The following is a 22,297-nucleotide window of genomic DNA, read 5'->3' on the forward strand; positions in this document are numbered from 1 at the left end:
CAAGCGCTGCAATCCGGACGGCTGCGCGATGCGTAGACAGGACATGACCCATTTCCCACAAGTCTGCCCCGCCCGCTTGAGTGTGTTGCTGCTCGCGACCGTGCCCCTTGCCGCCGCTGAGGCCGAGACGCCGCGTGATGTTGTTTTTGACGTTTTTCGCAATGGTTCGCCCTTCGGTGAACATGCGGTTCGCTTTGCGGAATTGCCCGGCGGCGAGCTGCAGGTCGATATCGATATCGAGCTTCGTGTCGGCTTTGGTCCCGTGACCGTGTTTCGCTATGAGCACGAATCCGAAGAGGTCTGGGCGGACGGCCAGCTGCAGAGGCTGGAGGCGTCAACGCTCAAGGACGGCGATCGTGAGCGCTACAGCCTGCAGCGCCGGTCGGACGGTCGCTTTGACAATGCCGGCCAGGTCATTGAGGCCCTGGTGCCGTCCAGTCACTGGTCCGGCTACAGCCCCGGACTTCCGGCTGTCCTCAATACCGAGACCGGCGAGCCGATGGAGGTCGAGATCGTGGATCTCGGGCGGACAATGGTTGAAACCGCAGGCGGCCCTGTGGCGGCGCGTCATTTGCGGATGACCGGTACTGTTTCGGTTGATCTCTGGTATGACGATGCGGGCCGATGGGTCGGCTGTGCCTTCACGATCCAGAATCAGGACATCGTCTACCGCTTGCGTGACGCCTAGCTGTCGATCCCGAGCACGGCCGCCGCTTGCGCGTCGGACTTCATCGACTGGTAGGCTTCCAGCGCCTGGTCACGGCCTGTCTTCAGATCAATGACGGGATGCGGATAGGTCTTGCCGAGCGTGACGCCTGCCATGGCGAGCACGCCGGCCGGCTCGCTCCAGGGCGCGTGGATCTGTTTCCGGCCCAACCCGGCGAGTTCCGGCACCCAGCGGCGCACATAGCTGCCGTCGGGGTCGAATCTCTCCCCCTGGGTGACCGGGTTGAAAATGCGGAAATAGGGCGCGGCGTCGGCGCCGGACCCGGCCACCCACTGCCAGCTGGCGGCATTCACATTGAGGTCGGCATCAACCAGCGTGTCCTCGAACCAGTCCATGCCCTCGCGCCAGTGAACGCCGAGATGCTTGATCAGGAAGGAGGCGACGATCATGCGGGTGCGATTGTGCATCCAGCCGGTCGCCCATAATTGCCGCATCGCGGCATCGACGATGGGCACACCCGTCTGGCCGCGCTTCCAGGCGTCCAGGCCGGCCGGATTGTCGCGCCAGGGAAAATGGTCGAACTGGCGATTGAAATTCATGCGTCGCAGGTCGTCGAAATGGGACGCGAGATAGATCGCGAAATCACGCCAGCCCACCTCCGACAGGAATTTCTCGGTCTGCTTGTAGAGTCCGGTCTGTTCCGCCTGCGCCCGGGCCCTGTGCCAGATGGTGCGTGGCGAAATCTCGCCCCAGGCCAGATGCGGCGACAGGCGGGATGTGCCCTCGATGTCCGGGCGGTCACGGTCTTCGGGGTATTGCCCCAGGGCATTCGCCAGGAAGCTGTCGAGCCGGGCATGGGCGGCGTCTTCGCCGGGCGTCCAGTCGGCGTCAAACCCGGTCGACCAGTCCGGTGCGCGGGGCAGGAGATTCCAGCTGTCCAGTGCCTCGCTGGCGATCTCGGGGCCGGCCGGGAGCCGGGTCGGCGCGGGCAGCGGGGCGCGTGGCTCGAGGGTTTTCAACGCGGATTTCCAGAACGGGGTGAAGACGCGATAGGGTGCGCCCGATCCGTTGAGATGGGTTGGCAGGTCGATCAGCGTGCTTGCGCGAAAACCGCGCGCCTTGACCCCGACACTTTCCAGCTGCCGGGCGAGGGGGCAATCGCGCGCGCTGATGTGCGGCACATCGGACCGGTTCCAGAAGGCCTCGCTGCACCCGGCTTCCCGGCTGATAGCGGGCAGAAGGGTTGCGGCATCCCCCGACCGCAGGACGAGCTTCCCGCCCAGCGCGCTGATCGCGCCGGACAGACCAATCAGGGAGTGGTGCAGCCACCATCTCGACGCGGCGCCGGGTGCGAGTTCAAAGGCGCTGCCCGCCTCATGGATATAGACGCACACGAGGGGGCGACCGCTTTGCACGGCGGCATGCAAGGCGGGATTATCCTGAAGTCGCAGATCGCGTCTGAACCAGACGAGAGCTGCGCCGGTGGCGCTCGAACTTGCCATTCCCGTCCTGTCGCTCAATAAGGGCCTTGTCCGGTTACGTCGTCGAACCGATATCGGATCAGTCCGGAACGCACAGGTGTTGCTGCGGGTTCCGGCGAGCGACAGGATCCGCACCGACAAGGAGACAGAGCGTGAGCCAGGTTAATTCCGTCATTTCCATTCCGCGTCCCGGTCAGACCCCGATCGAGATCGGCAATGACCGCAAGCTCACCATGATCGCCGGCCCGTGCCAGCTCGAGAGCCGCCAGCACGGTCTGGAGGTCTCGGCCCAGCTGCGCGAGATCGCTGACCGTCTCGATATCGGGCTGATCTACAAGACCTCTTTCGACAAGGCGAACCGCACCAGTATCAAAGCCCAGCGCGGCCTCGGCCTGGAAGCCTCCCTGCCGGTCTTTGCGGAAATCCGTGAAACCAGTGGCCTGCCGGTCCTGACCGATGTGCACAGCGAAGAGCAGGCCCGCATCGCGGCTCAGGCCGTCGACATCATCCAGATCCCGGCCTTCCTGTGCCGCCAGACCGACCTGCTCATTGCTGCCGCGCAAACCGGCAAGCCGATCAATGTGAAGAAGGGCCAGTTCCTGGCTCCCTGGGACATGAAGAATGTCATCGAGAAGATCGCGGCAGCCGGCAATCCCAACATCATGGCCTGCGAGCGCGGTGCGAGCTTTGGCTACAACACGCTGGTCTCGGACATGCGCTCCCTGCCGATCATGGCGCAATTTGGTGCGCCGGTCGTGTTCGATGCGACCCATTCGGTCCAGCAACCGGGCGGGCAGGGTTCGTCCTCCGGCGGTCAACGCGAATTCGTGCCGACCCTGGCCCGGGCAGCCGTGTCGATCGGTGTCGCGGCCGTGTTCATGGAAACCCATCCGGATCCGGACAATGCGCCGTCAGACGGCCCCAACATGGTCCCGCTCAATGAGTTCGAGGGGCTGGTGAAGCGTCTCCTGGAATTCGACGCCCTGGCGAAGGGCTATTAGGGCCAGGGGCGACGGGCCGGACAAAGGTCGGGCCACGGTCCGGCGGATCAGAATTCGCGCCGGTCGGGGATGGGAACCACCGGCGCTTCCTCGACCTCTTCGATCATGTCGAGCGGCGGCGCCCAGCGCCGTTCCTCCTGCAAGATACTGGTCAGTGCAAAGGTCCGCCGCGCCGCGTCGAGACGCAAATCCTCGTAGAAGAGATTGAAGGGCGGTTCGCGGAAATCCTCGGCGAGTCGATGCGGTCTTTGCAGGTCGCGGTGCCGGGGTTCGTCGACAAACAGGATTCCGTCGGCGCACTGGGCGCCTGTCTGACCGGGGATCGGGGCCGGGGTGGTGTCCGGCGGCAGGCCTTCCGCCGCGACACCGCCACGGTGCTGTCGGGCGGTGGCGTATTCACTGGTCCGCGCGCCGAGGATCGGATTGATGCACAACAGGCCCCGCCCTTCCACAAAGGATAATTCACCGGTCGGGGTCCAGCTCATCGAACGCTCGGTCAGGATGCGAATCCGGTCTGATTCGTCGGGCCGGGCATAGGAATAGGTGTGCACGCAGCGGACATCCTCGGGCGTCTCACACGGCGGGATGGTCGCGAGTGGCCCGGAAAACAGGTCCAGCGGGACCGGCGCCTCGATGATATAGGCGGCGACCAGCCGGGCACGCAGGTCTGGCGAGTCGGCGAGGCGATTGAGCAGCAAACCGAGAACATGAAAACCGCCCTGGCCGATGCCGGCCAGGAGGATGGGACGATCCTCGCCTGCTTCCACCAGGAAGGCGTCGAAGGCCCGTTCCACATCGGCATAGGCAAACAGGCGCGCCTGCACGCTGTCCTCGCGATTATTCATGAAGGCGTAGAGCGAGGCCTGGCGGTAGCGCGGAACATAGAGCGCGCCGGACCGGGCGAAGGGCACGGCATAGTTTGGCAGGGCAATTCCGATCACGCCACGATTGGCGGTGTCCTTGTCGAGCTGGGCATTCCAGTTCGACCCGCCCGAATAGGTGGTCGGATGAACGAAAAAAACCGCGGGTTCCTCTGCGCTCTCGGGATTGCCGGTCGCATACCACGCACTGGCATTGGCATAATCGGCACCATCGGGTGGCGTATAGGTCTGAAAGGGCTCGCCCGGATCCTGGAATGTCTGGAAAATCTGGTCGCGCAGGAACCAACTCGCCAGCGCCGCGATGATCAGCAGGCCGGCAATGCCGGTGAGGATCATCCAGCGCGCGATCATGATCGGATTCGCGAGCATGTGTTCGGTCTTCCCTCTTTACTCAACGCATCGTGCGCGCATTGTGTCGCGGCGATTGGCGACCCATTTCGCTTACCCTATGCTGACCCGGCTGCCGGGGGGTAGTGTCTACGCCTACCGGGTGTCACCTGGCCGGGCGCCACCTTGACGGGATCACCATGTTTCGCTGGCTTCGCAACAGTTTTCTCACAGGCATTGTCATCGCCACCCCGCTGGGTGTGACCTTCTACCTTATCGTGTCATTCGTCGGCTTCGTGGACAATGTGGTCAAGCCCCTGATCCCGACGCGCTATAATCCCGAGACATACCTGCCGGCGGACTTCACCATCCCCGGCCTCGGCGTGCTGATTGCGGTCATACTGCTTACGGCACTGGGCGCCCTGGCGGCGAATTTCTTCGGCCGCACCCTGATCGGCATCGGCGATCGCATTCTCAATGGCGTGCCGCTGGTTCGCAATGTCTACGGCGCGCTGAAGCAGATCATGGAGACGGTGTTCTCGGGCAAGGCCAATTCCTTCAAGGAGGTCGTGCTGATCGAGTATCCGATGAAGGGGCTCTACGTGGTCGCCTTCGTTTCGGCGCAGGGGCAGGGGGATCTCAAGAAGAAGATCAGCGAGGATGTGGTGGCGCTCTTCGTTCCGACGACGCCCAACCCGACCTCCGGATTCCTGCTCTACACGCCGAAATCCAACACCATCCATGTCGACATGTCGGTCGAGGAGGCCGCCAAGCTGATCATCTCGTTCGGCATGGTCACGCCGGACAAACTGCCCAGTGAGGTCAAGGCCAAGCTGCCGACCGGGGTCATGTCACCTTACCGTCCGGACGAGCCGGACTAGCCGGAGCGCAGGAAGCGCACACCCTGGTCATGGTCGAACAGGTAGAGCAGGGTGCGAAGTGCTTCACCAAGCTCGCCCTTCAGCTCCGGGTCCTGGTGCACGATCAGCCGGGCATGGTCATTGGCAAGTTCAATGAGCGCTGAATGAGCTTCGAGGTCTGCCAGCCGAAATTGCGGCAGACCGCTCTGCCGGAGGCCGAGCGGGTCGCCGGCACCGCGCAGACGCCAGTCCTCCTCGGCAATCTGGAACCCGTCATCGGTCTCGCGCATCATCTCCAGACGTGCCCGCGCCGTGTCCCCCAGCGGTCCCTTGTAGAGCAGCAGGCATGAGGAGGGCTTGTCGCCGCGTCCGACCCGGCCACGCAACTGGTGCAACTGGGCAAGCCCGAAGCGCTCGGCATGTTCGATGATCATGACCGTGGCATCGGGCGCATCGACACCCACCTCGATGACCGTGGTGGCCACCAGAACATCCATCTCGCCAGCCCGGAACCGGGTCGCGATATCTTCCTTCTCCGCCGGCTTCATGCGCCCGTGCAGAAGGCCGACGCGCTGATCGCCGAGCGCCGCGCGCAGATGGCGCCAGCGATCTTCGGCGGCCGAGAGCTCGGACATCTCGCTCTCCTCGACCAGAGGACAGACCCAATAGACCCGGTCGCCACGACCGATCGCCCGCCGCACGCCCTCAACGACCTCGTCCAGCCGGTCCATCGACACGAGCCGGGTGTCGGGCGGTATCCGTCCGGCCGGCTTTTCATCCAGCCGGGAAACGTCAAGATCACCATAGACCGACAGCGACAGGGTGCGCGGGATTGGCGTGGCGGTCATCACCAGCGTGTCGGGGCGATGTCCTTTTGAGGTCAGGCGCATCCGGTCGGAAACACCGAACCGGTGCTGCTCATCGATCACGACCAGGCCAAGATCGGCAAACTCTATTCCGTCCTGGAAGAGCGCGTGGGTACCGCACACGACGTCCACCTCACCGCGCGCCATTCTTTCCAGGATGGCGGCGCGGGATTTTCCCTTGTCACGTCCGGTCAGGGCTGTGACGGAAATTCCTGCAGGTTCAAGCGTCTCGGTCAGGGTCTTTGCGTGTTGCCTTGCAAGGATTTCGGTCGGCGCCATGATCGCTGTCTGGACGCCGGCATCGGCGGCGTGGGCAGCCGCGAGGGCCGCGACAAAGGTTTTGCCGGCGCCGACATCACCGTGCAGCAACCGGGTCATGCGGGCCTGCGAGCGCATGTCGGCCCGGATTTCCTCGAAGGCACGCAGCTGTGCCCCGGTCGGCTTGAAAGGCGCGGCAGCGAGAACGGTGTCGACGCGGTCGCCATTGCTTGCCAGTGCCCGTCCCGGCTGGGCCCGGCGGCGGGCGCGGACAATCTGCAGGGCGAGCTGGCGGGCGAAGATCTCGTCAAAGGCGAGACGCGCGCGTTCGGGCCGGTCGGGGTCGAGAGAGACCGCGCCCTCCGGCGCGTGCAGGGCTTTCATCGCCGGCTTGAAAGCCGGCCAGCCATGCGACCCGCGCAGATCGCCGGGTATCCATTCCGGCAGGTCCGGCAGGAAGGTCAGAGCGCCGGCAATGGCGCGGCGCATGACTTTTGCAGTGAGACCGGCGGTCAGCGGATAGACCGGCTCGATCAGCGCCATGTCGGCCGCTTCGTCCTCGCTGGCAATCAGATCCGGGTGGACAATCTGGATCTCCGATCCGAAGCGCTCGAGCTTGCCTGACACGACCCGGGTTTCGCCTTCGGGCAGGAGCTTGCTCAGATAGTCACGTCGAGCGTGGAAGAAGATCAGGTGCAAAAACCCGGTCTGATCGCGCATCCGCACCTTGTAGGGCTGGCCCTGTCGCTGGGCTGGAATGTGCGTTTCCACGATCGCGGTGAGCGTCACGATCTCACCGGTCGGCGAATCGGCGATGGCGACCCGGCGGCTGCGATCCACCACGCCCGTGGGCGGTGTGAACAGGACATCGCGAATGCGCCCGCCACACACTTTTTCCACCAGCGTCGCCAGGCGCGGGCCGATGCCGGGCAGTTTGGTGACATCCTGGAAGAGCGGAAAGAGAATCTCGGGGCGCATGTTCTGCACCTTATCGGCAAGTTGTGCGGCTGCCACCGGTCGACGGCGGCGATGGGGAGGACTATATGCCCCGGTCATGACCGATCACACAGAAACCCAACGCAAGAAACTGCGCATTCGCGCCTGGCGCCGCGGCTTCAAGGAAGCCGACCTCATCCTTGGGCGTTATGCGGACGCGCATCTGGACGGGCTCGATGCGGCTGAACTCGATGCTTTCGAGACGCTGCTCGACGAGGCTGATGCCGATATCTACGCCTGGATCATCGGCAAGGTGCCGACTCCGGAGCGTTTCGACACCTCGGTCATGGCCGCGCTCAAGGAATTCCGTGTTGATGCCGACGCCGCATTCGGTGACGGGCCAAAGGAATAGGCATTGTGAGCGACACGACGACGACCGGCCTGTCGGAAATTGAGATGATCGCGGCCGTGCGGGGCCAGGCGACCGTATGCGGAGCGCCGGAAGGCCTGGATGCGCTCGTCTTCGCCGATACGGCGCGTCTGCGCGGCGGCGTGAACGTGTTTGTGGCGCGCGATGATTCCCGCGCCGCCGCCTTTGTATCCGCGCTGCAATTTTTCGCGCCGGATACTGAATTGCTGAGACTGCCGGCCTGGGACTGCCAGCCCTATGACCGGATTTCGCCCAGCCCGCGGATCGCGGCGCGTCGTGCGGCAACCCTGGCGCGGCTGGCGTCTGCCGGCTTGCCGGATACGGTGCTGGTCGTCACCACGGTCAATGCGATGGCCCAGCGCGTACCACCGCGTGCTGTCCTCGAGGGGGCCGGGATCGCCATTCGCCCGGGCGGAAGTGTCGAGCTCGACGCACTGATCCGCCATTTCACGGTCAATGGCTATGCCCGCGCGACAACAGTGATGGAGCCCGGCGACTTCGCCGTGCGGGGCGGGGTTGTGGATGTCTATCCGCCGGGCGCCGCGGAACCGGTCCGGCTCGACTTTTTCGGCGACACGCTGGAATCGATCCGCGCCTTTGATCCGGAAACCCAACGCTCCCTGCGCCAGCTCAAGGCCGTGGACTTCACCCCGGTCAGTGAGGTCCTGCTGGATGAGGCGAGCATTTCGCGCTTCCGGTCTGGTTTCGTGAAGACGTTCGGCGCCGTGCGCGGCGGTGATCCGGTCTATGAAGCGGTCAGCGCCGGCGCTCGTCCGGCCGGTGTCGAACACTGGATGCCGCTGTTCTACGAGCATCTCGACACGCCGTTCGACTATCTGCCCGACAACACGCTAATCGCGATTGACCATCTCGCCGATGAAGCGCTCGACGAACGTCTGAGCCAGGTTGCCGATTATTACGACGCGCGCATTGCGGCCGGTGAGAGCAAGCATGAATCGGCCCTGTCGGCACCGACCTATCGGGCCCTGCCGGCCAAGGCGCTCTATTTTGCCCCTCAGGACTGGGACAGGGCGCTGGGTGATCGACCCGTGCGCCGCTATACGGCTTTTCGCGATCCCGGCGCGCAGACCATCGATATTGCCGGCAAGCAGGGGCGGGGCTTTACCGCCGAGCGCGCCGCCGAGAACACCAATGTGTTCGACGCTGTGGCCTCGCACATCAAAGCCCTGACCGGCGCCGGCAAGACCGTCATGCTGGCCTCCTGGACCGGCGGTGCCTCGGAGCGACTGGCCAGCGTCCTGCAGGATCACGGCCTGGCGCGGATCCCGCTTCTGGAAAGCTGGTCCGACGTGGCCTCTGGCGGCAAGGGCGGTGTGTGCCGCGCCGTGCTGCCACTGGAACGCGGCTTCGAGACCGAGACCCTGGCCGTAATTTCCGAGCAGGACATTCTCGGTGACCGGCTGGCGCGACCACGCAAGAAGCGCAAGTCAGCCGATATCATCGTCGAGGCCGGCGCCCTGTCACCCGGCGACCTCGTCATCCATGTGGACCATGGTCTCGGACGGTTTATCGGCCTGAAAACCCTGCCGGTGCAGGATGCGCCGCACGATTGTATCGAGCTGGAATATGCCGGCCAGGCCAAGCTCTATCTGCCGGTCGAGAATATCGAGCTCCTGTCGCGCTATGGCGCCGAGTCGGAGACAGCGCAGCTTGACAAGCTGGGCGGTGTGGCGTGGCAGGCCCGCAAGGCAAAAGCCAAGAAGCGGCTTCGCGACATGGCTGACCAGCTCATCAAGATCGCGGCTCAGCGGCTGGCGCGCACGGCCGAGCCAATCGAGCCGGCATCGGGCGTATTCGACGAATTCTGTGCGGCCTTCCCCTATCCCGAAACAGATGATCAGCTCAACGCGATCGACGATGTCCTGACCGATCTGGGCAAGGGACGCCCCATGGACCGGCTGATTTGCGGCGATGTCGGCTTTGGCAAGACCGAGGTCGCGCTGCGGGCCGCCTTCGTGGTGGCCATGAGTGGTCAGCAGGTGGCCATCGTCGCACCGACGACCCTGCTGGCCCGGCAGCACTTCAAGACGTTCAGCGACCGTTTCCGCGGCTGGCCGGTCAAGGTGCGCCTGTTGTCGCGCCTGGTCTCGGCCAAGGAAGCCAAGGCCACGCGCGACGAGCTCGCGGCCGGCAAGGTCGAGATTGTCATCGGTACGCATGCGCTGCTGGCGAAGACCGTGAAATTCTCCGATCTCGGCCTTCTGGTCGTCGACGAGGAGCAGCATTTCGGAGTCAAGCACAAGGAAAGGCTGAAGGAATTGCGCTCCGACGTGCACGTCCTGACGCTGACTGCGACGCCGATCCCGCGCACGCTGCAGCTCGCTCTCACGGGTATTCGTGACCTCTCCATCATCGCCACGCCGCCGGTCGACCGCCTGGCCGTGCGCACCTATGTCGCGCCCTTTGATCCGGTCAGCGTGCGCGAAGCCCTGCTGCGCGAGAAATACCGCGGCGGACAGGCCTTTTTCGTGGTGCCGCGGATCACCGATCTGGACGAGACCGTGACCTTCCTGCGCGAGAGTGTGCCCGAGGTGAGTTTCGTGTCGGCACACGGCCAGATGGCGGCCTCGCAGCTCGAGGACATCATGACCGCCTTCTATGAGGGCCGGTATGACGTCCTGCTTTCGACCACGATCGTGGAATCCGGGATCGACATTCCCACCGCCAACACGCTGATCGTCCACCGGGCCGACCGGTTCGGCCTGTCGCAGCTCTACCAGCTGCGCGGGCGGGTCGGGCGCTCCAAGACGCGCGCCTATGCCTATCTGACAACCCCGATGCGCCAGAAGATCACCGACAGCGCTGAAAAGCGGCTCAAGGTCATGCAATCGCTCGACTCGCTCGGCGCCGGTTTCACCCTGGCCTCGCATGATCTCGATCTGCGCGGCGGTGGCAATCTTCTCGGCGAGGAACAGTCAGGCCATATCAGGGATGTCGGGGTCGAACTCTACCAGTCCATGCTGGAAGAGGCGGTCGCCTCGCTGCGCTCCGGCGGCGATGAGAGCGAGGAGGGCGACTGGTCGCCGCAAATCAATGCCGGCGCCGCCGTCCTCATTCCCGATTATTATGTCGCGGATCTCGATGTTCGCCTGCAGCTTTATCGCCGCCTGTCCTCGCTCGACGAAAAGGCCGAGCGTGAAGGCTATGCCGCGGAGCTGATCGACCGCTTCGGCCCGCTTCCCGGTGAGGTCGAGACACTGCTTCGCGTCGTGGCCGTCAAGGCATTGTGCAAGAAGGCCGGTATCGAGAAGGTCGATGCCGGGCCCAAGGGCGCGGTCATCCATTTCCGCAATGACCGTTTTGCCGATCCAGCTGGGCTCATCGCCCACATCTCGGCCAATCCGGCGCTGTTCAAGGTCCGTCCCGACCACAAGCTGGTGCTGCGCGCCGAATGGGACGAGCCGGAAGACCGTCTGCGGGCCATCGAGCGCGCCATGGCGCCGCTGGCTGACCTGGCGATAAAGGCAAGGGCGGCGAGTTGATCCGGGCAGGCAGGGCCACACCCTTCAACAGGGGATGGGCGTGTTGCCGGCAATTGTCCGACCTTGGCATCCGCCATGGCTCGCCGCTGCCGCACCATTGCGATCAGCCTGGCGCGGCTGGCCGGACCGGGTGCCGCTGGCAGGGGCGTCTGCATGCGCGCCGGACGCCGGGCTGATCAGGCGCTGGCGATAATCGGTCTGGGCCGGACCAGACTGCGCAAAGCGCGTTCCACCAACGCTTCGGCGGTTTCCCCGGGGCGGGTCTGAATCGGTGCGGCGCGCACGCTGAGCCGGAAGGGTCGCAGCGGATCATCGCTTTCGAATGCGGTGCATTCGGCAATCGCCGCGACACGGGCCGCCACGCAGTCAATCCCGACCGGGTCGGTGAAGGGCAGGACGGCGAGGAAAACATCTTCCTCGAACCGTGCCGCCGCATCTTCGGTGCGCAGCAGATGACGCAGCATGGCCGCGAATTGGCGCCGGGCCTTTTCCGCGGATACCTCATCGGGCCGCTCATGTCCTTCCGGCAGCAAGGTCTGCAAGGCAATCAGCGAGAAATTGAGCTCGTCACGGCCGGCCGCGTTGAGCAGGTCCTGGATGTGCGAAACCAGATAGGCGGAATGAAAGAGCCCGGTTTCGATATCCAGCGAGCGGGTGTCGCGGCAGGATTCAAGGATCGCCTTTGCCTCGCGCCGGCGACGACGTTCCGCGGTCAGCGTCAGCACGCGTTCGCGCAATTCCCCGTCCTCGGTGCGCGGCGGCAGGAGGTCGGAGACGCCGCGCGCAAAGGCTTCTTCAGCCGCCCCGGGGTCGACCTCATCGGTCAGCAACAGCACGGGCGTGTGGTAGAGCCGCGCATTGCGGCGCATGGCGGACGAGATCGTGAAGGCGATATCGCGCTTGCCCGAGGCATTCAGCACCACGGCGTCGAAGGCACGCTCGTGCAGATAGTCAAAGGCGGAATAGGACGAGAAGGCGGCAATCACGTCGGCATTCACCGCGGCGAGCGTGTGCTGCAGCGCCATGAAGCGCGGCGAGGCATCACCGACATAAAGAACGCAAGGCGGCTGGTCGTGCCGTTCCACAAGACCCGGTTTCTGACCGTAAAGCATGCTGACCTCGGTGCGCCGCCGCGCCATGATTTCCATGGTGTGCAGGCGGAAGAGGGCGCGGATGCGGGCGGCGACCTGGACGGCCGGAGCAGGCTCGCGGACCCAGGCATCGACCTGGTCGGTGGGGCCAAAGCTGTCGGGTCCGACGACGAGAAGCGGTCTTTCGCCCGGTGCAAACCGATCAAAAGCCCTGATGCCGTCTTCGACATCGCGATCACTTTCGGCGAGTATGACGGCGACCGCCCAGTAATGGTGGCGGCGGGCAGGCGGGCTGTCCGCGCGGACGAGACGGCAATTCAGCGCGAGGCGCCCGAGCTTTTCAGCCAAGGCTTCCACACGATCGGACAATCCGAATACAAGGACGTCGAGTTCGCGTCCCATTCGTCCCCCAGCCATTGCCCCCGGTCCTCCGGTATTTCGCGAGTTTGTCACAAGTGCCACGCTTTCAAAACAATCGATTCGAGAGGTGAAGTCCCATGAAAGCCCAAGGTCCTCTAAAAGGCGTTAAAGTGCTGGAGTTTGTCGGCCTGGGTCCGGCGCCTTTTTGCGCCATGATGCTGTCGGATATGGGCGCGGACGTGGTCCGGATCGACCGGCCGGGCGCGCATGGCGGCGGTGCCCATGATGTGATGGCGCGCGGACGGCGCTCGATCGCACTCAATCTCAAGGACGAGGCCGAGCTCGAGACGGCCCGACAACTCATCGCTTCGGCCGACATAGTGCTGGAAGGCTATCGCCCCGGTGTCATGGAGCGTCTGGGCCTGGGACCGGACATCGCATTGAACCGCAATCCGGCGCTGGTCTATGGCCGCATGACGGGATGGGGGCAATTCGGCCCACTGGCCCATGCTGCCGGTCATGACCTCAACTATATCGCCCTGACCGGCGCCCTCGGCGCGATCGGGGATGCAGAGAAGCCGGCCATTCCGCTCAATCTTGTCGGCGATTTCGGCGGGGGCGCCATGTATCTCGGCTTTGGTGTGCTGGCGGCCCTGCATCATGCCCGTGCGACGGGTGAGGGCCAGGTCGTCGACGCCGCCATTGTCGATGGCGCGACCTCATTGATGGCCTCGCAACACCAGCTGGCAGCCTTTGGCCTCTGGTCGCCCAGGCGCGGCACCAATCTGCTCGACGGCGCCGCGCATTTCTACACGGTCTATGAATGCGCTGATGGCGGCTTTGTCTCGGTCGGCCCTCTGGAGCCGGAATTCTATGCCCTGTTGTGCGAAAAGACCGGCTTCGATGGTGAGGCCTGGCCGGCCGACTGGAGCGGCAAGGGCTGGCCGGAGGCCAAGGCGGCCCTGGCGGCCCTGTTCCGCAGTCAGTCACGGGCGCATTGGTGTGACTTGCTGGAAGGCACGGATGCCTGTTTCGCGCCGGTCCTCGATTATGAAGAATCGGCCCGCCATCCGCACATGGTCGAGCGCGGCGTCTATGTCGAGCTGGACGGGGTGAGGCAGGCGGCTCCCGCGCCGCGGTTCTCGCGCACGCCCGGTGCGATCCAGGGAGCCGCACCGAAACCGGGAGCGGATCGCGAGGCGGTCCTGGCCGACTGGCTCGACGCGTGAACCACGCGCCGGCCTGCTAGCTGCGGGCGTGGCTTGTATCGATACCGTCTGTCTTCGCCCTGGACAGGTCGCAGGCGCGCAGGTCGGCAAAGCGCAGGCGCGCCTTTGACAGGTTGGCCGCTAGCTCGCGTCCGCCACCGAGTGTGAGCGGGTCGAGGCACGCGCCGCGCAGGTCCGCATGGGAGAGATCGGCGCCGGACAGGTCGGCGCCGCGCAGGTCCGCCTCGCGCAGATCACAGCGCCGCAGATCAGCGCCCACGAGGCGGGCGCCCTGAAGCTCGGCGCCGCGCATGTCGAGCCCCGAAAAATTGGCTCGGACCGCTTGCAGCGCGGTCAGCGGGGCTGCCGCGAGCGGTTCCACAGTGCGAAGGTCGAGGCCGTCCAGCCTTGCCGGACTGCCGTCCTTGCCGCTGGTGCGGACCCGCTTGATGTGGTCATCAATGCGCTGTTGTGGGGTTCTATGGTCAGTGTCGGCCGGCAAGTCCGGCAAATCGGGCGGATCGGGAAGGGGACCGGTGCGCATGCCCTTGGTCGTCGCCATGCTCAGATCGGCATCGGCGGCCATGGTCCCGCGCAGGTCTGCATCGCTCAGATTGGCGCTGCCGAAACCTGTCGCCGTCATCAGAGCGCCGGCAAAGTTCGCCCCTTCCAGGTCAGCGCGATTGAAGCGCGTGCCGGCAAGGCTGGTTTCATCGAATTTCGCGCCCCGCGCGCTCACCCCTGCGAGACGCGCATTGTCGAGGACGGACCCGGACAGGCTCGCGCCATCAAGACAGGTCGGCTGGCTGCTTGCCGCCGAGTGCTCGGATCCGGAACGCGCCAGTTCGCGAAAATCAGCGCCTTCGCAATGGCTGGCGCTGAGATCGGCGCCGCTGAAATCGCAGCCGCGCAGATCGGCACCCTCGAGCCGGCACCGGACCAGCCGCCCGTCATTCAACCGGGCTCCGGCGAGGCGGGCGCCGCGCAGGTCAGCGCCTTCCAGGTCACATCCGCTCATGATGCAGTCTCTCAGGTCCGCATCGCGCAGGTTTCGCGCCACCATCGACAGCCCGGCCAGGGACTGGCCGTTCAGGCGTGCAAGCTGGCCACCGGGCTGCCCGTCGAGCAGCCGAGCATGGGCCTCGCAGATCCGGTCGAGCGTGATCTGGTCGATGGAAGAGGCGGCGGTCTGGGGCAAGCGCGGGTCCGGTCTGACGGTCGGGATTCGGGGAGCTGTGTCGGCAGAATAGACGATGGCGGGACGTTCAGGAAAGCGTTCATGTCGGGTTCAGGGGCGCTGCGCCATCTTCATCCTCGAGATCAGCGGACACCTTTTTAGTCCCTCGCTCGTTCGCTGGGCTCGGTATCGTAAAGATAGCCCCCGAAACGCCGATCGCCCCCAACGATCGGCGTTTCTTCATTCCGGCAGCCCGGTAAATGCGGCCCGCCCATGGGGTGACAGGTTTTGTCCATCGCCTCTGCCATTGTGATCCTCAACGAACACGCGATGGAGAGATCAAATGGCAATCGCAATCAATGCATATGTTGACGGTGTCAGTGGCCTGCGCAATGTGGTCCCGCACCGCTTCCGTGACGGTTTCTATCGCATGCAGCGCCCCGGTGACGAGATCGACTGTCTGCATGTTGAAGACCTGCGCTCGGTGTGCCGCTACCTCAACAAGGGCTACCAGCTGGCGATGAGCACGGCGGACGGACACTCCATGCCGTGCTGGCAGTCGGCGGAAAGCGTCCGCATCGCGATCCGTTAGCGGCGGATCAGGGAAGGCCCGGAAAATCGCTGCGGCGGTGATCCTTGACCATGGCCGCAAGTTCCGGCGGTGCAAGCACGTCGACCTGGTCGCCCCAGGCATAAAGGTGCCAGCACATTTCCAGCCAGCCACAGGCGTTGAAACGGATGATGAGCGAGCCGTCGTCTGTGGTCTCGCTGGTCTGGCCGGGATGGAAGCGGTAGCGAGCGGCGTGCGGCGCAGCCATCGGGGTGAATTTCCAGACGACTTCCGCGAACTCGCGCTCGTCCTGGAAAACACCGAAAGCCCGATTGGCATAGGCGTCGAAATCAAATCCTGCCTCGCGGGCAAACCAGTCCTCGGTCGCCTCGGCGGCCTCGATGTCCTCGACCCGGAAATGCCGCATATGCCCGTCGGTCCGGTCGCGATCGCGGCCGACCAGATAGCGCCGGGCGCCGAGCAGCAGGCCATAGGGCTCGATCCAGCGCTCGCGCGCCGTCTCGTCGCGGCGCCCGCGATAGCGGATTTTCAATACGAACGGCCCCTTGAGCGCATCGGCGATGGCCGCGTCGACCTGGGGATCCGAGGCCGGTTGCGGACCGGGACGAGCAGCGTGGCCCATGGCTTCGAGCAGGGCTTCCTCGTCAGCCTCGATCCGCGCGCGGCCACGATCCGGCATCAGGATATCAAGGGTCGACCGCAGGCTGCGCAATTGCCCGGCCTCGCGGGTCAGACCCTCACGGTCAAGTGTCGAGATGGCCAGCTCCAGCGCGGCGACCTCATCGGCCTGCGGGGCGAAAAATTCACCGACCCGACGCCGCGGCACCCGCCAGCGCTTGATGCCCTCGCTGTCGACATGATCCTCGGTGTCGGGAAAGACCTGTTCGAGCGCCTGTGTCATGCGCTGGGCCGTCCGGCGGACGCAGCCGAATTCGGTTTCGATCTCATTGAGTGAAATGCCGCTGTAATTGCTCGCCAGGCGGGCCAGGCGCAGCAGGTCGACGGCTTTGGAAAATGACATGTCGCATCCCTGATTTTCTGTCCCGTCCCGCCGGCCCGATCTGCTAGACTCGGCGGCGCGCGAATTGCATTCGACAGGACATGGACGACGCACTCAACCCGAACCCGCCGAAACGGTCGTTTCTGATCCGTTTCACAAGCGTCATGATTGCCGCGATCAGCCGCTCGATGGCCCGTGATGTCATGCTGTTTGCCGGTGGCGCCTCCTTCTTCGGCATGCTGGCCCTGTTTCCGGCGATTGCGCTGGCGATGTCGGTCTATGGACTGGTGTTTTCCGCCAGCGATGCCGAACAGCAGATCGCGCGGATCGCCGAAGTGATGCCGCCGGGCGCGCAGGACTTTGTGCTGGGCCAGATGGGTCGCCTGGCCGATGCGCCGATTGCGGCCCTGTCGCTGAACGGTTTCATCGCCCTGATGATCGCCCTGTTTGCCGCCTCGCGCGGCGCCAAGGCGATCATTGCCGGCCTCAACCATCTCGCCGAGGACCGGGATATCCGCAATATCCTGCAATTCAACATTCTGGCGATGATGAGCGTCCTGGTCGGCGGTGCCTTGCTGACCGCTGCCAATCTCGCCGTGCTCTTGATCCCGGTTCTCCTCGCCCGCCTTTTCCGCATGCTGGGGCTGGAGGCACTGGATATGGGGTCGATCGTCAATGAGTGGTCGGCCGCGGCCGCCTTCATGTTCATCGCGCTCGAACTGCTCTACCGGGTTACCATGCGCAAACGCCAGGCGGCGGTGAGCTGGCGCGCATCGACCGCTGCCGCAATTGTTGCGACGGCGCTGTGGCTGGGACTGTCGAAAGGATTTTCCACCTATGTCGGTGAAGTGATCGATTTCAGCGTTTACGGCTCACTCGGCGCACTTGTCGTCTTCCTTCTGTGGATTTATTGGTCCGCCTATGCCGTCTTCTTCGGTGGTGCCCTGGCTATCGAGATCGACAACCGGGTCAAGGCGGCTCGCGGCGAGGGCCAGTCGATTTCAGGCGCGGGCTAGCTATTTGCCGCGCCCGCGATATAAACATGAACCGAATATCAACTTCGAAACGGGGTTCGCATGAAAAAGGTATTTTCCGACGCCCAGGCCGCGCTTGACGGCCTGGTCTTCGACGGGATGACGATCATGGCCGGCGGGTTCGGCCTGTGCGGCATTCCGGAGAATTCCATCGCCGCCCTGCACAAGGCGGGCGTGAAGGACCTCACTGTCATCTCCAACAATTGCGGTGTCGACGGTTTCGGTCTCGGTGTCCTGCTCGATGCCAAGCAGATCAAGAAGATGGTCTCCTCCTATGTGGGTGAAAACAAGGAGTTCGAGCGCCAATTCCTGTCCGGCGAGCTGGAGCTGGAATTCAATCCGCAGGGCACGCTGGCCGAGCGGATCCGCGCCGGCGGTGCCGGCATACCGGGCTTTTTCACCAAGACCGGTGTCGGCACGCTGATCGCCGAGGGCAAGGAGCACCGCGAGTTCGACGGCGAGACCTATATCATGGAGACCGGCCTCAAGGCGGATGTTTCCATCGTCAAGGCCTGGAAGGCCGACCCGCAGGGCAATCTGGTCTTCCGCAAGACCGCCCGCAATTTCAACCCGATGATGGCAACGGCCGGCAAGGTCACCGTGGCCGAGGTCGAGGAAATCGTCGAGCTTGGTTCGCTCGATCCGGACGAGATCCACACGCCGGGCATTTTTGTGCAGCGCCTGTTTGTGGGTGAATTCGAGAAACGCATCGAGCAGCGCACGGTGCGCGAAAGGGAGGTCGCATAATGGCCTGGACACGTGATGAAATGGCGGCCCGCGCCGCCCGGGAACTGGAAGACGGTTTCTATGTCAATCTCGGCATCGGCATTCCGACGCTGGTGGCCAATCATATCGCTGACGATATCGACGTCACCCTGCAGTCGGAAAACGGCATGCTGGGCATGGGGCCCTTTCCCTATGATGACGAGGTTGATCCCGATCTGATCAATGCCGGCAAGCAGACGATCACCGAGCTGCGCCGCACCTCCTATTTCTCCTCGGCCGACAGTTTCGCCATGATCCGGGGCGGTCATATCGACCTGTCCATCCTTGGCGCGATGGAGATTTCCGAGACGGGTGACATTGCCAACTGGATGATCCCGGGCAAGCTGGTCAAAGGCATGGGCGGCGCGATGGATCTGGTCGCCGGTGTCAAGCGCGTCGTGGTGATCATGGATCATGCCAACAAGGCCGGCGAGCCGAAGCTCCTGAAGGAATGCACCCTGCCGCTGACCGGCAAGGCCTGTGTTGATCGCATCATCACCACGCTCGGCGTGTTTGATGTGGTCGAGGACGGTCTCAAGCTGATCGAGCTTGCGCCCGGTGTCTCGCTGGACCTCGTGGCCGCCCAGACAGAGGCAAAATACACGGTCTCCGACGGCCTGCTCCAGCACGAGCCTGCCTGACTGTATTCAGGCGACAAGTTATTGAAATGAGGAGGCGGTTCACTGAAATGTGAGCCGCCTTAGCATTGTTTAATCCGGATTTCACACTGCCAGCCGGGTCGGCTCGGTTAGGACAGGCATGCGAGGGGAGACTCACATGCCACTGACACGCTTGTCACTGAACAATCCGGCTGCGGTTTTTGTCGGGATCGCTCTGATCGTCCTGATCGGGATTGTCGCCTTCACCCGGCTGCCCATCCAGCTCTTCCCCGACACGGAACGCCCCCAGGTCAATATCGCGACCTTCTGGCGCTCGGCCTCGCCACTGGAAATGGAAAGCGAGATCATCGAGCCGCAGGAGCAATTGCTCACCGGTCTGCCCGGTCTCGAGGAGATGCGGGTCTTTGTGGGCGAGGGCTCGGCCTTCATCAATCTCACCTTTGCGCTCGAAACCGACATGACCCAGACGGCGATCGACATATCGAATCGCCTGTCGCAATTGCCGCCCCTGCCGCGCGATGCGATCGGTCCGAATATTGGCGGTTTCGGCGGCGATGCGCAGCAGAGCCTGATCTGGTTCTTCATGCAGGCGCTGCCCGGAAACCCGAACGAGATCCATGATTACTCCGCCTTCGTGGAGGATACGATTATCCCGCGCCTCGAGGGTATTCCCGGTGTCGCCAGTGTGCAGATCGGGTGGGGGCAGCGACCGGAGGAATTGCAGGTCACAATCGACCCTTACCGCGCTGCTGCGCTGGGCGTGACCCTGCCGCAGATTTCCGCAGCGATCGTCAATAATTCCGACGTTTCCGGCGGCAATGCTGAAATCGGACGCCGCTCCTACCAGATGCGGTTCGAGGGTGAGTTCGAACCGGAAGAGCTGGACGAGCTGGTGATCGTCTGGCGCGACGGCATGCCGGTCCGGTTGGGGGATGTGGCCACGGTTGCGGTCAATTATGGCGAGCGCAATAATTTCACCTACCAGAACGGCAATCCCGCCATGGGGCTGGAAGTGCGCCGCCAGCCAGGTGCGAACGTCCTCGCGGCCCTCGATGCCGTGAAGGCAGAAGTCGCTGACATCAACGAAAACCTGCTCGCCGAGCGCCAGCTTGTCATGGCACCGTCCTTTGACGCGTCAGTCTTCATCATGCGGGCGATTGACCTGTTGCGGACCAATCTCGTGCTGGGTGTGGTGCTGGCGATCTTCGGGCTCTGGCTCTTCCTGCGCCGGGCGCGGGCGACATTGATCATCTCGCTGGCCATCCCGGTTTCGCTGCTTTCGACCCTGATCGTGCTTTTCCTGCTGGGGCGCTCGCTCAATGTGATCTCGCTGGCGGGCCTGGCCTTTGCCACCGGCATGGTCATGGATGCGGCGATCATCGTGCTGGAGAACATCATCCGGCGACGGGAGGCGGGCGAAGACGCCGACACGGCCTCCGACAAGGGCGCTCGGCAGGTCTGGGGCGCGCTCCTGGCGTCTACCACGACGACGGTCGCGATCTTCCTGCCCATCATTTTCACGCGAAACGCAGAAGGCCAGATATTCGCCGATCTGGCGGTGACGATTGCGGTCGGGGTTGCGATCTCGATGATTGTTGCCGTGACCGTCTTGCCGGTCGCGGCGAAATACTGGGTGCGCGATCGGGCGATCGTGACGCAGCAACCCATTCTCAACCGGATCGGCGATTTCGTGCTGATGATCAGTGACAGGCCGCGGCGGCGCATTGCCGTGGTGGCGAGCCTGATCATCCTGCCGCTGGTCTTCACCTGGTTCCAGCGACCGGACATGGATTACCTGCCGCCCGTGCGCCGTGACGCAGTCGATGTCTTTTTCATGTTTCCGCCCGGTTCCAATCTCGACTGGGTCGAGGAAGAGGTCGCCGCCACCGTCATTGAACGCCTCGCACCCTATATGAGTGGCGAACGGGAACCGGCCCTGCGCAATTACTATTTCGGCACCTTCCCCGGCGGCGGCGGCGCAACGGCCGGCATTCGCGTTCTCGACCAGTCCCGCGTCGGCGAGCTGGAACGCATCGTCCGCGAGGAAATCATTACCGGGATTCCCGACGTCGTCGGTTTCGCCCAGCAGGGCAGCCTGTTCGGCGGCTTCTCGCAAGGCGGCAATATCCAGGTCAATATCCAGTCCTCGGACGAGAGCGCCCGCGCGCGGGCGACCCAGGTCGGCCTGCAAATGCTTCGTGAGCGTTTTCCCGGCGTGAACATCAATGCCAATCCGCCCCCGCAATCGACCCAGCCACGCCTGACACTGGTGCCGGATGATCGCCGGATCCAGGAAGCCGGCTGGGCCCGACGCAATGTCGCCGGCATGATTTCCATGCTCGGGGACGGCCAGTTCATCGGCGAGTATTTTGATGGTGAGAGCCGGATGAACATCATCCTGCGTTCCGAAGGCTGGGACACGCCGGACCAGCTCGCCGGGCTTCCCATCGCAACGCCGACCGGTGCGGTCGTGCCGCTGGGTGATCTCGTGCAAATCCGCGAGGAAGTGGGTGTCGGTGGCATCCAGCGCCTCAATCGTCGGCGGACCGTCACCATCAATATCAACCAGCCCGACGGCGTATCGCTGGAAGAGATTCTCAGCGTGGTCCAGGACGAGGTCGAGCCGGCCATTCGCGCGGAACTCCCGCCGGACGGCTCGGTGATCTATGGCGGCAGCGCCGACAGTCTCGACCGGGCCATCAATACCATGCTGATGAATATGGGCATGGCGATGGTGATCCTCTTCCTGATCCTTGCCGGCATGTTTCGCTCACTCCGAGATGCGGTGCTTGTACTGGTCTCGATCCCGCTGGCCGGGGTTGGCGGGGTCGCGATGCTGCAGATCCTCAATCTGTTCGTGACGCAGCCACTCGATCTGCTCACCATGATGGGCTTCGTCATTCTGCTCGGCCTGGTGATCAATAATGCCATCCTCCTGGTCGATCAGACCCGGCAGGGCGAACGCGACGGGTTGGGCTGCCGCGAGGCGGTGGAGCAAGCCCTGCAAATGCGCCTGCGGCCGATCTTCATGTCGACCATGACCAGCCTGCTGGGCATGCTGCCACTGCTTCTGGTGCCCGGCGTCGGCAGTGCGATCTATCGCGGCCTCGCTGCCGCCATTGTCGGCGGCATGAGTATCAGCCTGGTCTTCACCCTTGTCCTCATTCCCTGCCTGCTGCGGCTGGGTGAGGCCAAGCGGTCGCCGATTGCACTTTCAACCCCGACAGTCCCGGCCGAATAGGCCATCAGCGGAGGCACATC

17 protein-coding genes are annotated in these 22,297 nt (G+C 64.1%); 11 read left to right on the plus strand and 6 right to left on the minus strand.

From position 1 onward, the window contains the following. Nucleotides 1-43 precede the first annotated feature (43 nt). On the plus strand, nucleotides 44-688 hold the full coding sequence (locus tag QZZ02_RS03360) for a DUF6134 family protein (RefSeq protein WP_291842359.1): 645 nt from the start codon (nucleotides 44-46) through the stop codon (nucleotides 686-688). On the opposite strand, the gene QZZ02_RS03365 is transcribed toward QZZ02_RS03360, so the two are convergent. Beyond that, a complete protein-coding gene (locus tag QZZ02_RS03365; protein WP_291842361.1) occupies nucleotides 685-2,169 on the minus strand; it encodes a deoxyribodipyrimidine photo-lyase in 1,485 nt (494 codons plus the stop codon). The two genes, QZZ02_RS03360 and QZZ02_RS03365, sit on opposite strands and share 4 nt — an antisense overlap. Nucleotides 2,170-2,300: 131 nt before the next feature. Between QZZ02_RS03365 and kdsA the strand changes: the two genes are divergently transcribed. After that, nucleotides 2,301-3,149 carry a 3-deoxy-8-phosphooctulonate synthase gene (kdsA, locus tag QZZ02_RS03370; protein WP_291842363.1) on the plus strand — a complete coding sequence of 283 codons (849 nt, stop codon included), beginning with the start codon at nucleotides 2,301-2,303 and terminating at the stop codon, nucleotides 3,147-3,149. Between the two features lie 47 nt (nucleotides 3,150-3,196). Here the strand turns inward: kdsA and QZZ02_RS03375 are convergent, their stop codons facing one another. Further along, a complete protein-coding gene (locus tag QZZ02_RS03375; protein ID WP_291842364.1) occupies nucleotides 3,197-4,399 on the minus strand; it encodes a DUF3089 domain-containing protein in 1,203 nt (400 codons plus the stop codon). 158 nt (nucleotides 4,400-4,557) lie between these two features. On the opposite strand from QZZ02_RS03375, the gene QZZ02_RS03380 reads away from it, so the two are divergent. Further along, a complete protein-coding gene (locus tag QZZ02_RS03380) occupies nucleotides 4,558-5,238 on the plus strand; it encodes a DUF502 domain-containing protein (RefSeq protein WP_291842366.1) in 681 nt (226 codons plus the stop codon). On the opposite strand, the gene recG is transcribed toward QZZ02_RS03380, so the two are convergent. Continuing rightward, the gene (gene recG, locus QZZ02_RS03385) at nucleotides 5,235-7,319 is read right to left on the minus strand and encodes an ATP-dependent DNA helicase RecG (RefSeq protein ID WP_291842368.1); all 2,085 of its coding nucleotides are present in this window, start codon (nucleotides 7,317-7,319) and stop codon (nucleotides 5,235-5,237) included. The two genes, QZZ02_RS03380 and recG, sit on opposite strands and share 4 nt — an antisense overlap. A 76-nt stretch (nucleotides 7,320-7,395) precedes the next feature. On the opposite strand from recG, the gene QZZ02_RS03390 reads away from it, so the two are divergent. Then, nucleotides 7,396-7,689: a succinate dehydrogenase assembly factor 2 gene (locus QZZ02_RS03390; protein ID WP_291842370.1), complete on the plus strand. Its 294-nt coding sequence runs from the start codon at nucleotides 7,396-7,398 to the stop codon at nucleotides 7,687-7,689. 44 nt (nucleotides 7,690-7,733) lie between these two features. After that, a complete protein-coding gene (mfd, locus tag QZZ02_RS03395; protein WP_366511492.1) occupies nucleotides 7,734-11,210 on the plus strand; it encodes a transcription-repair coupling factor in 3,477 nt (1,158 codons plus the stop codon). A gap of 176 nt (nucleotides 11,211-11,386) precedes the next feature. Here the strand turns inward: mfd and QZZ02_RS03400 are convergent, their stop codons facing one another. Beyond that, nucleotides 11,387-12,703: a hypothetical protein gene (locus QZZ02_RS03400; protein WP_291842375.1), complete on the minus strand. Its 1,317-nt coding sequence runs from the start codon at nucleotides 12,701-12,703 to the stop codon at nucleotides 11,387-11,389. Nucleotides 12,704-12,798: 95 nt separating this feature from the next. On the opposite strand from QZZ02_RS03400, the gene QZZ02_RS03405 reads away from it, so the two are divergent. Further along, entirely contained in the window at nucleotides 12,799-13,890 is a 1,092-nt protein-coding gene (locus QZZ02_RS03405) for a CaiB/BaiF CoA-transferase family protein (RefSeq protein ID WP_291842379.1), read from the plus strand. Nucleotides 13,891-13,906: 16 nt separating this feature from the next. Here QZZ02_RS03405 and QZZ02_RS03410 read toward each other — a convergent pair whose 3' ends face one another. Continuing rightward, nucleotides 13,907-15,067 carry a pentapeptide repeat-containing protein gene (locus QZZ02_RS03410; RefSeq protein WP_291842382.1) on the minus strand — a complete coding sequence of 387 codons (1,161 nt, stop codon included), beginning with the start codon at nucleotides 15,065-15,067 and terminating at the stop codon, nucleotides 13,907-13,909. Between the two features lie 322 nt (nucleotides 15,068-15,389). Here QZZ02_RS03410 and QZZ02_RS03415 point away from each other — a divergent pair, with 322 nt between their 5' ends. Further along, the gene (locus tag QZZ02_RS03415; protein ID WP_291842384.1) at nucleotides 15,390-15,638 is read left to right on the plus strand and encodes a hypothetical protein; all 249 of its coding nucleotides are present in this window, start codon (nucleotides 15,390-15,392) and stop codon (nucleotides 15,636-15,638) included. Nucleotides 15,639-15,645: 7 nt separating this feature from the next. On the opposite strand, the gene QZZ02_RS03420 is transcribed toward QZZ02_RS03415, so the two are convergent. Next, on the minus strand, nucleotides 15,646-16,638 hold the full coding sequence (locus QZZ02_RS03420; protein WP_291842386.1) for a WYL domain-containing protein: 993 nt from the start codon (nucleotides 16,636-16,638) through the stop codon (nucleotides 15,646-15,648). 80 nt (nucleotides 16,639-16,718) lie between these two features. Between QZZ02_RS03420 and QZZ02_RS03425 the strand changes: the two genes are divergently transcribed. The 4 genes from QZZ02_RS03425 (at nucleotide 16,719) to QZZ02_RS03440 (ending at nucleotide 22,277) form a co-directional block, all read left to right on the plus strand. Beyond that, entirely contained in the window at nucleotides 16,719-17,633 is a 915-nt protein-coding gene (locus QZZ02_RS03425) for a YihY/virulence factor BrkB family protein (RefSeq protein WP_291842390.1), read from the plus strand. A gap of 60 nt (nucleotides 17,634-17,693) precedes the next feature. Then, nucleotides 17,694-18,398: a CoA transferase subunit A gene (locus QZZ02_RS03430; RefSeq protein ID WP_291842392.1), complete on the plus strand. Its 705-nt coding sequence runs from the start codon at nucleotides 17,694-17,696 to the stop codon at nucleotides 18,396-18,398. After that, a complete protein-coding gene (locus tag QZZ02_RS03435) occupies nucleotides 18,398-19,057 on the plus strand; it encodes a CoA transferase subunit B (RefSeq protein WP_291842394.1) in 660 nt (219 codons plus the stop codon). Before QZZ02_RS03430 ends, QZZ02_RS03435 begins: the two co-directional genes overlap by 1 nt. Nucleotides 19,058-19,193: 136 nt before the next feature. Next, nucleotides 19,194-22,277, plus strand: coding sequence for an efflux RND transporter permease subunit (locus QZZ02_RS03440; protein WP_291842396.1), 3,084 nt, complete (start codon nucleotides 19,194-19,196; stop codon nucleotides 22,275-22,277). Nucleotides 22,278-22,297 lie beyond the last annotated feature (20 nt).

This window comes from Maricaulis sp. (assembly GCF_015665295.1).
Classification (GTDB): Bacteria; Pseudomonadota; Alphaproteobacteria; order Caulobacterales; family Maricaulaceae; genus Maricaulis.

What these genes read in the sequence shown, in the direction of transcription:
- QZZ02_RS03400 (WP_291842375.1), bottom strand. Translation starts at nt 12,703, where the DNA reads ATGGGACGCGAACTCGACGTCCTTGTATTCGGATTGTCCGATCGTGTG.
- QZZ02_RS03375 (WP_291842364.1), bottom strand. Translation starts at nt 4,399, where the DNA reads ATGCTCGCGAATCCGATCATGATCGCGCGCTGGATGATCCTCACCGGC.
- QZZ02_RS03405 (WP_291842379.1), top strand. Translation starts at nt 12,799, where the DNA reads ATGAAAGCCCAAGGTCCTCTAAAAGGCGTTAAAGTGCTGGAGTTTGTC.
- mfd (WP_366511492.1), top strand. Translation starts at nt 7,734, where the DNA reads ATGATCGCGGCCGTGCGGGGCCAGGCGACCGTATGCGGAGCGCCGGAA.
- QZZ02_RS03390 (WP_291842370.1), top strand. Translation starts at nt 7,396, where the DNA reads ATGACCGATCACACAGAAACCCAACGCAAGAAACTGCGCATTCGCGCC.
- QZZ02_RS03380 (WP_291842366.1), top strand. Translation starts at nt 4,558, where the DNA reads ATGTTTCGCTGGCTTCGCAACAGTTTTCTCACAGGCATTGTCATCGCC.
- QZZ02_RS03420 (WP_291842386.1), bottom strand. Translation starts at nt 16,638, where the DNA reads ATGTCATTTTCCAAAGCCGTCGACCTGCTGCGCCTGGCCCGCCTGGCG.
- QZZ02_RS03440 (WP_291842396.1), top strand. Translation starts at nt 19,194, where the DNA reads ATGCCACTGACACGCTTGTCACTGAACAATCCGGCTGCGGTTTTTGTC.
- QZZ02_RS03430 (WP_291842392.1), top strand. Translation starts at nt 17,694, where the DNA reads ATGAAAAAGGTATTTTCCGACGCCCAGGCCGCGCTTGACGGCCTGGTC.
- QZZ02_RS03425 (WP_291842390.1), top strand. Translation starts at nt 16,719, where the DNA reads ATGGACGACGCACTCAACCCGAACCCGCCGAAACGGTCGTTTCTGATC.
- QZZ02_RS03435 (WP_291842394.1), top strand. Translation starts at nt 18,398, where the DNA reads ATGGCCTGGACACGTGATGAAATGGCGGCCCGCGCCGCCCGGGAACTG.
- QZZ02_RS03365 (WP_291842361.1), bottom strand. Translation starts at nt 2,169, where the DNA reads ATGGCAAGTTCGAGCGCCACCGGCGCAGCTCTCGTCTGGTTCAGACGC.
- QZZ02_RS03415 (WP_291842384.1), top strand. Translation starts at nt 15,390, where the DNA reads ATGGCAATCGCAATCAATGCATATGTTGACGGTGTCAGTGGCCTGCGC.
- QZZ02_RS03360 (WP_291842359.1), top strand. Translation starts at nt 44, where the DNA reads ATGACCCATTTCCCACAAGTCTGCCCCGCCCGCTTGAGTGTGTTGCTG.
- recG (WP_291842368.1), bottom strand. Translation starts at nt 7,319, where the DNA reads ATGCGCCCCGAGATTCTCTTTCCGCTCTTCCAGGATGTCACCAAACTG.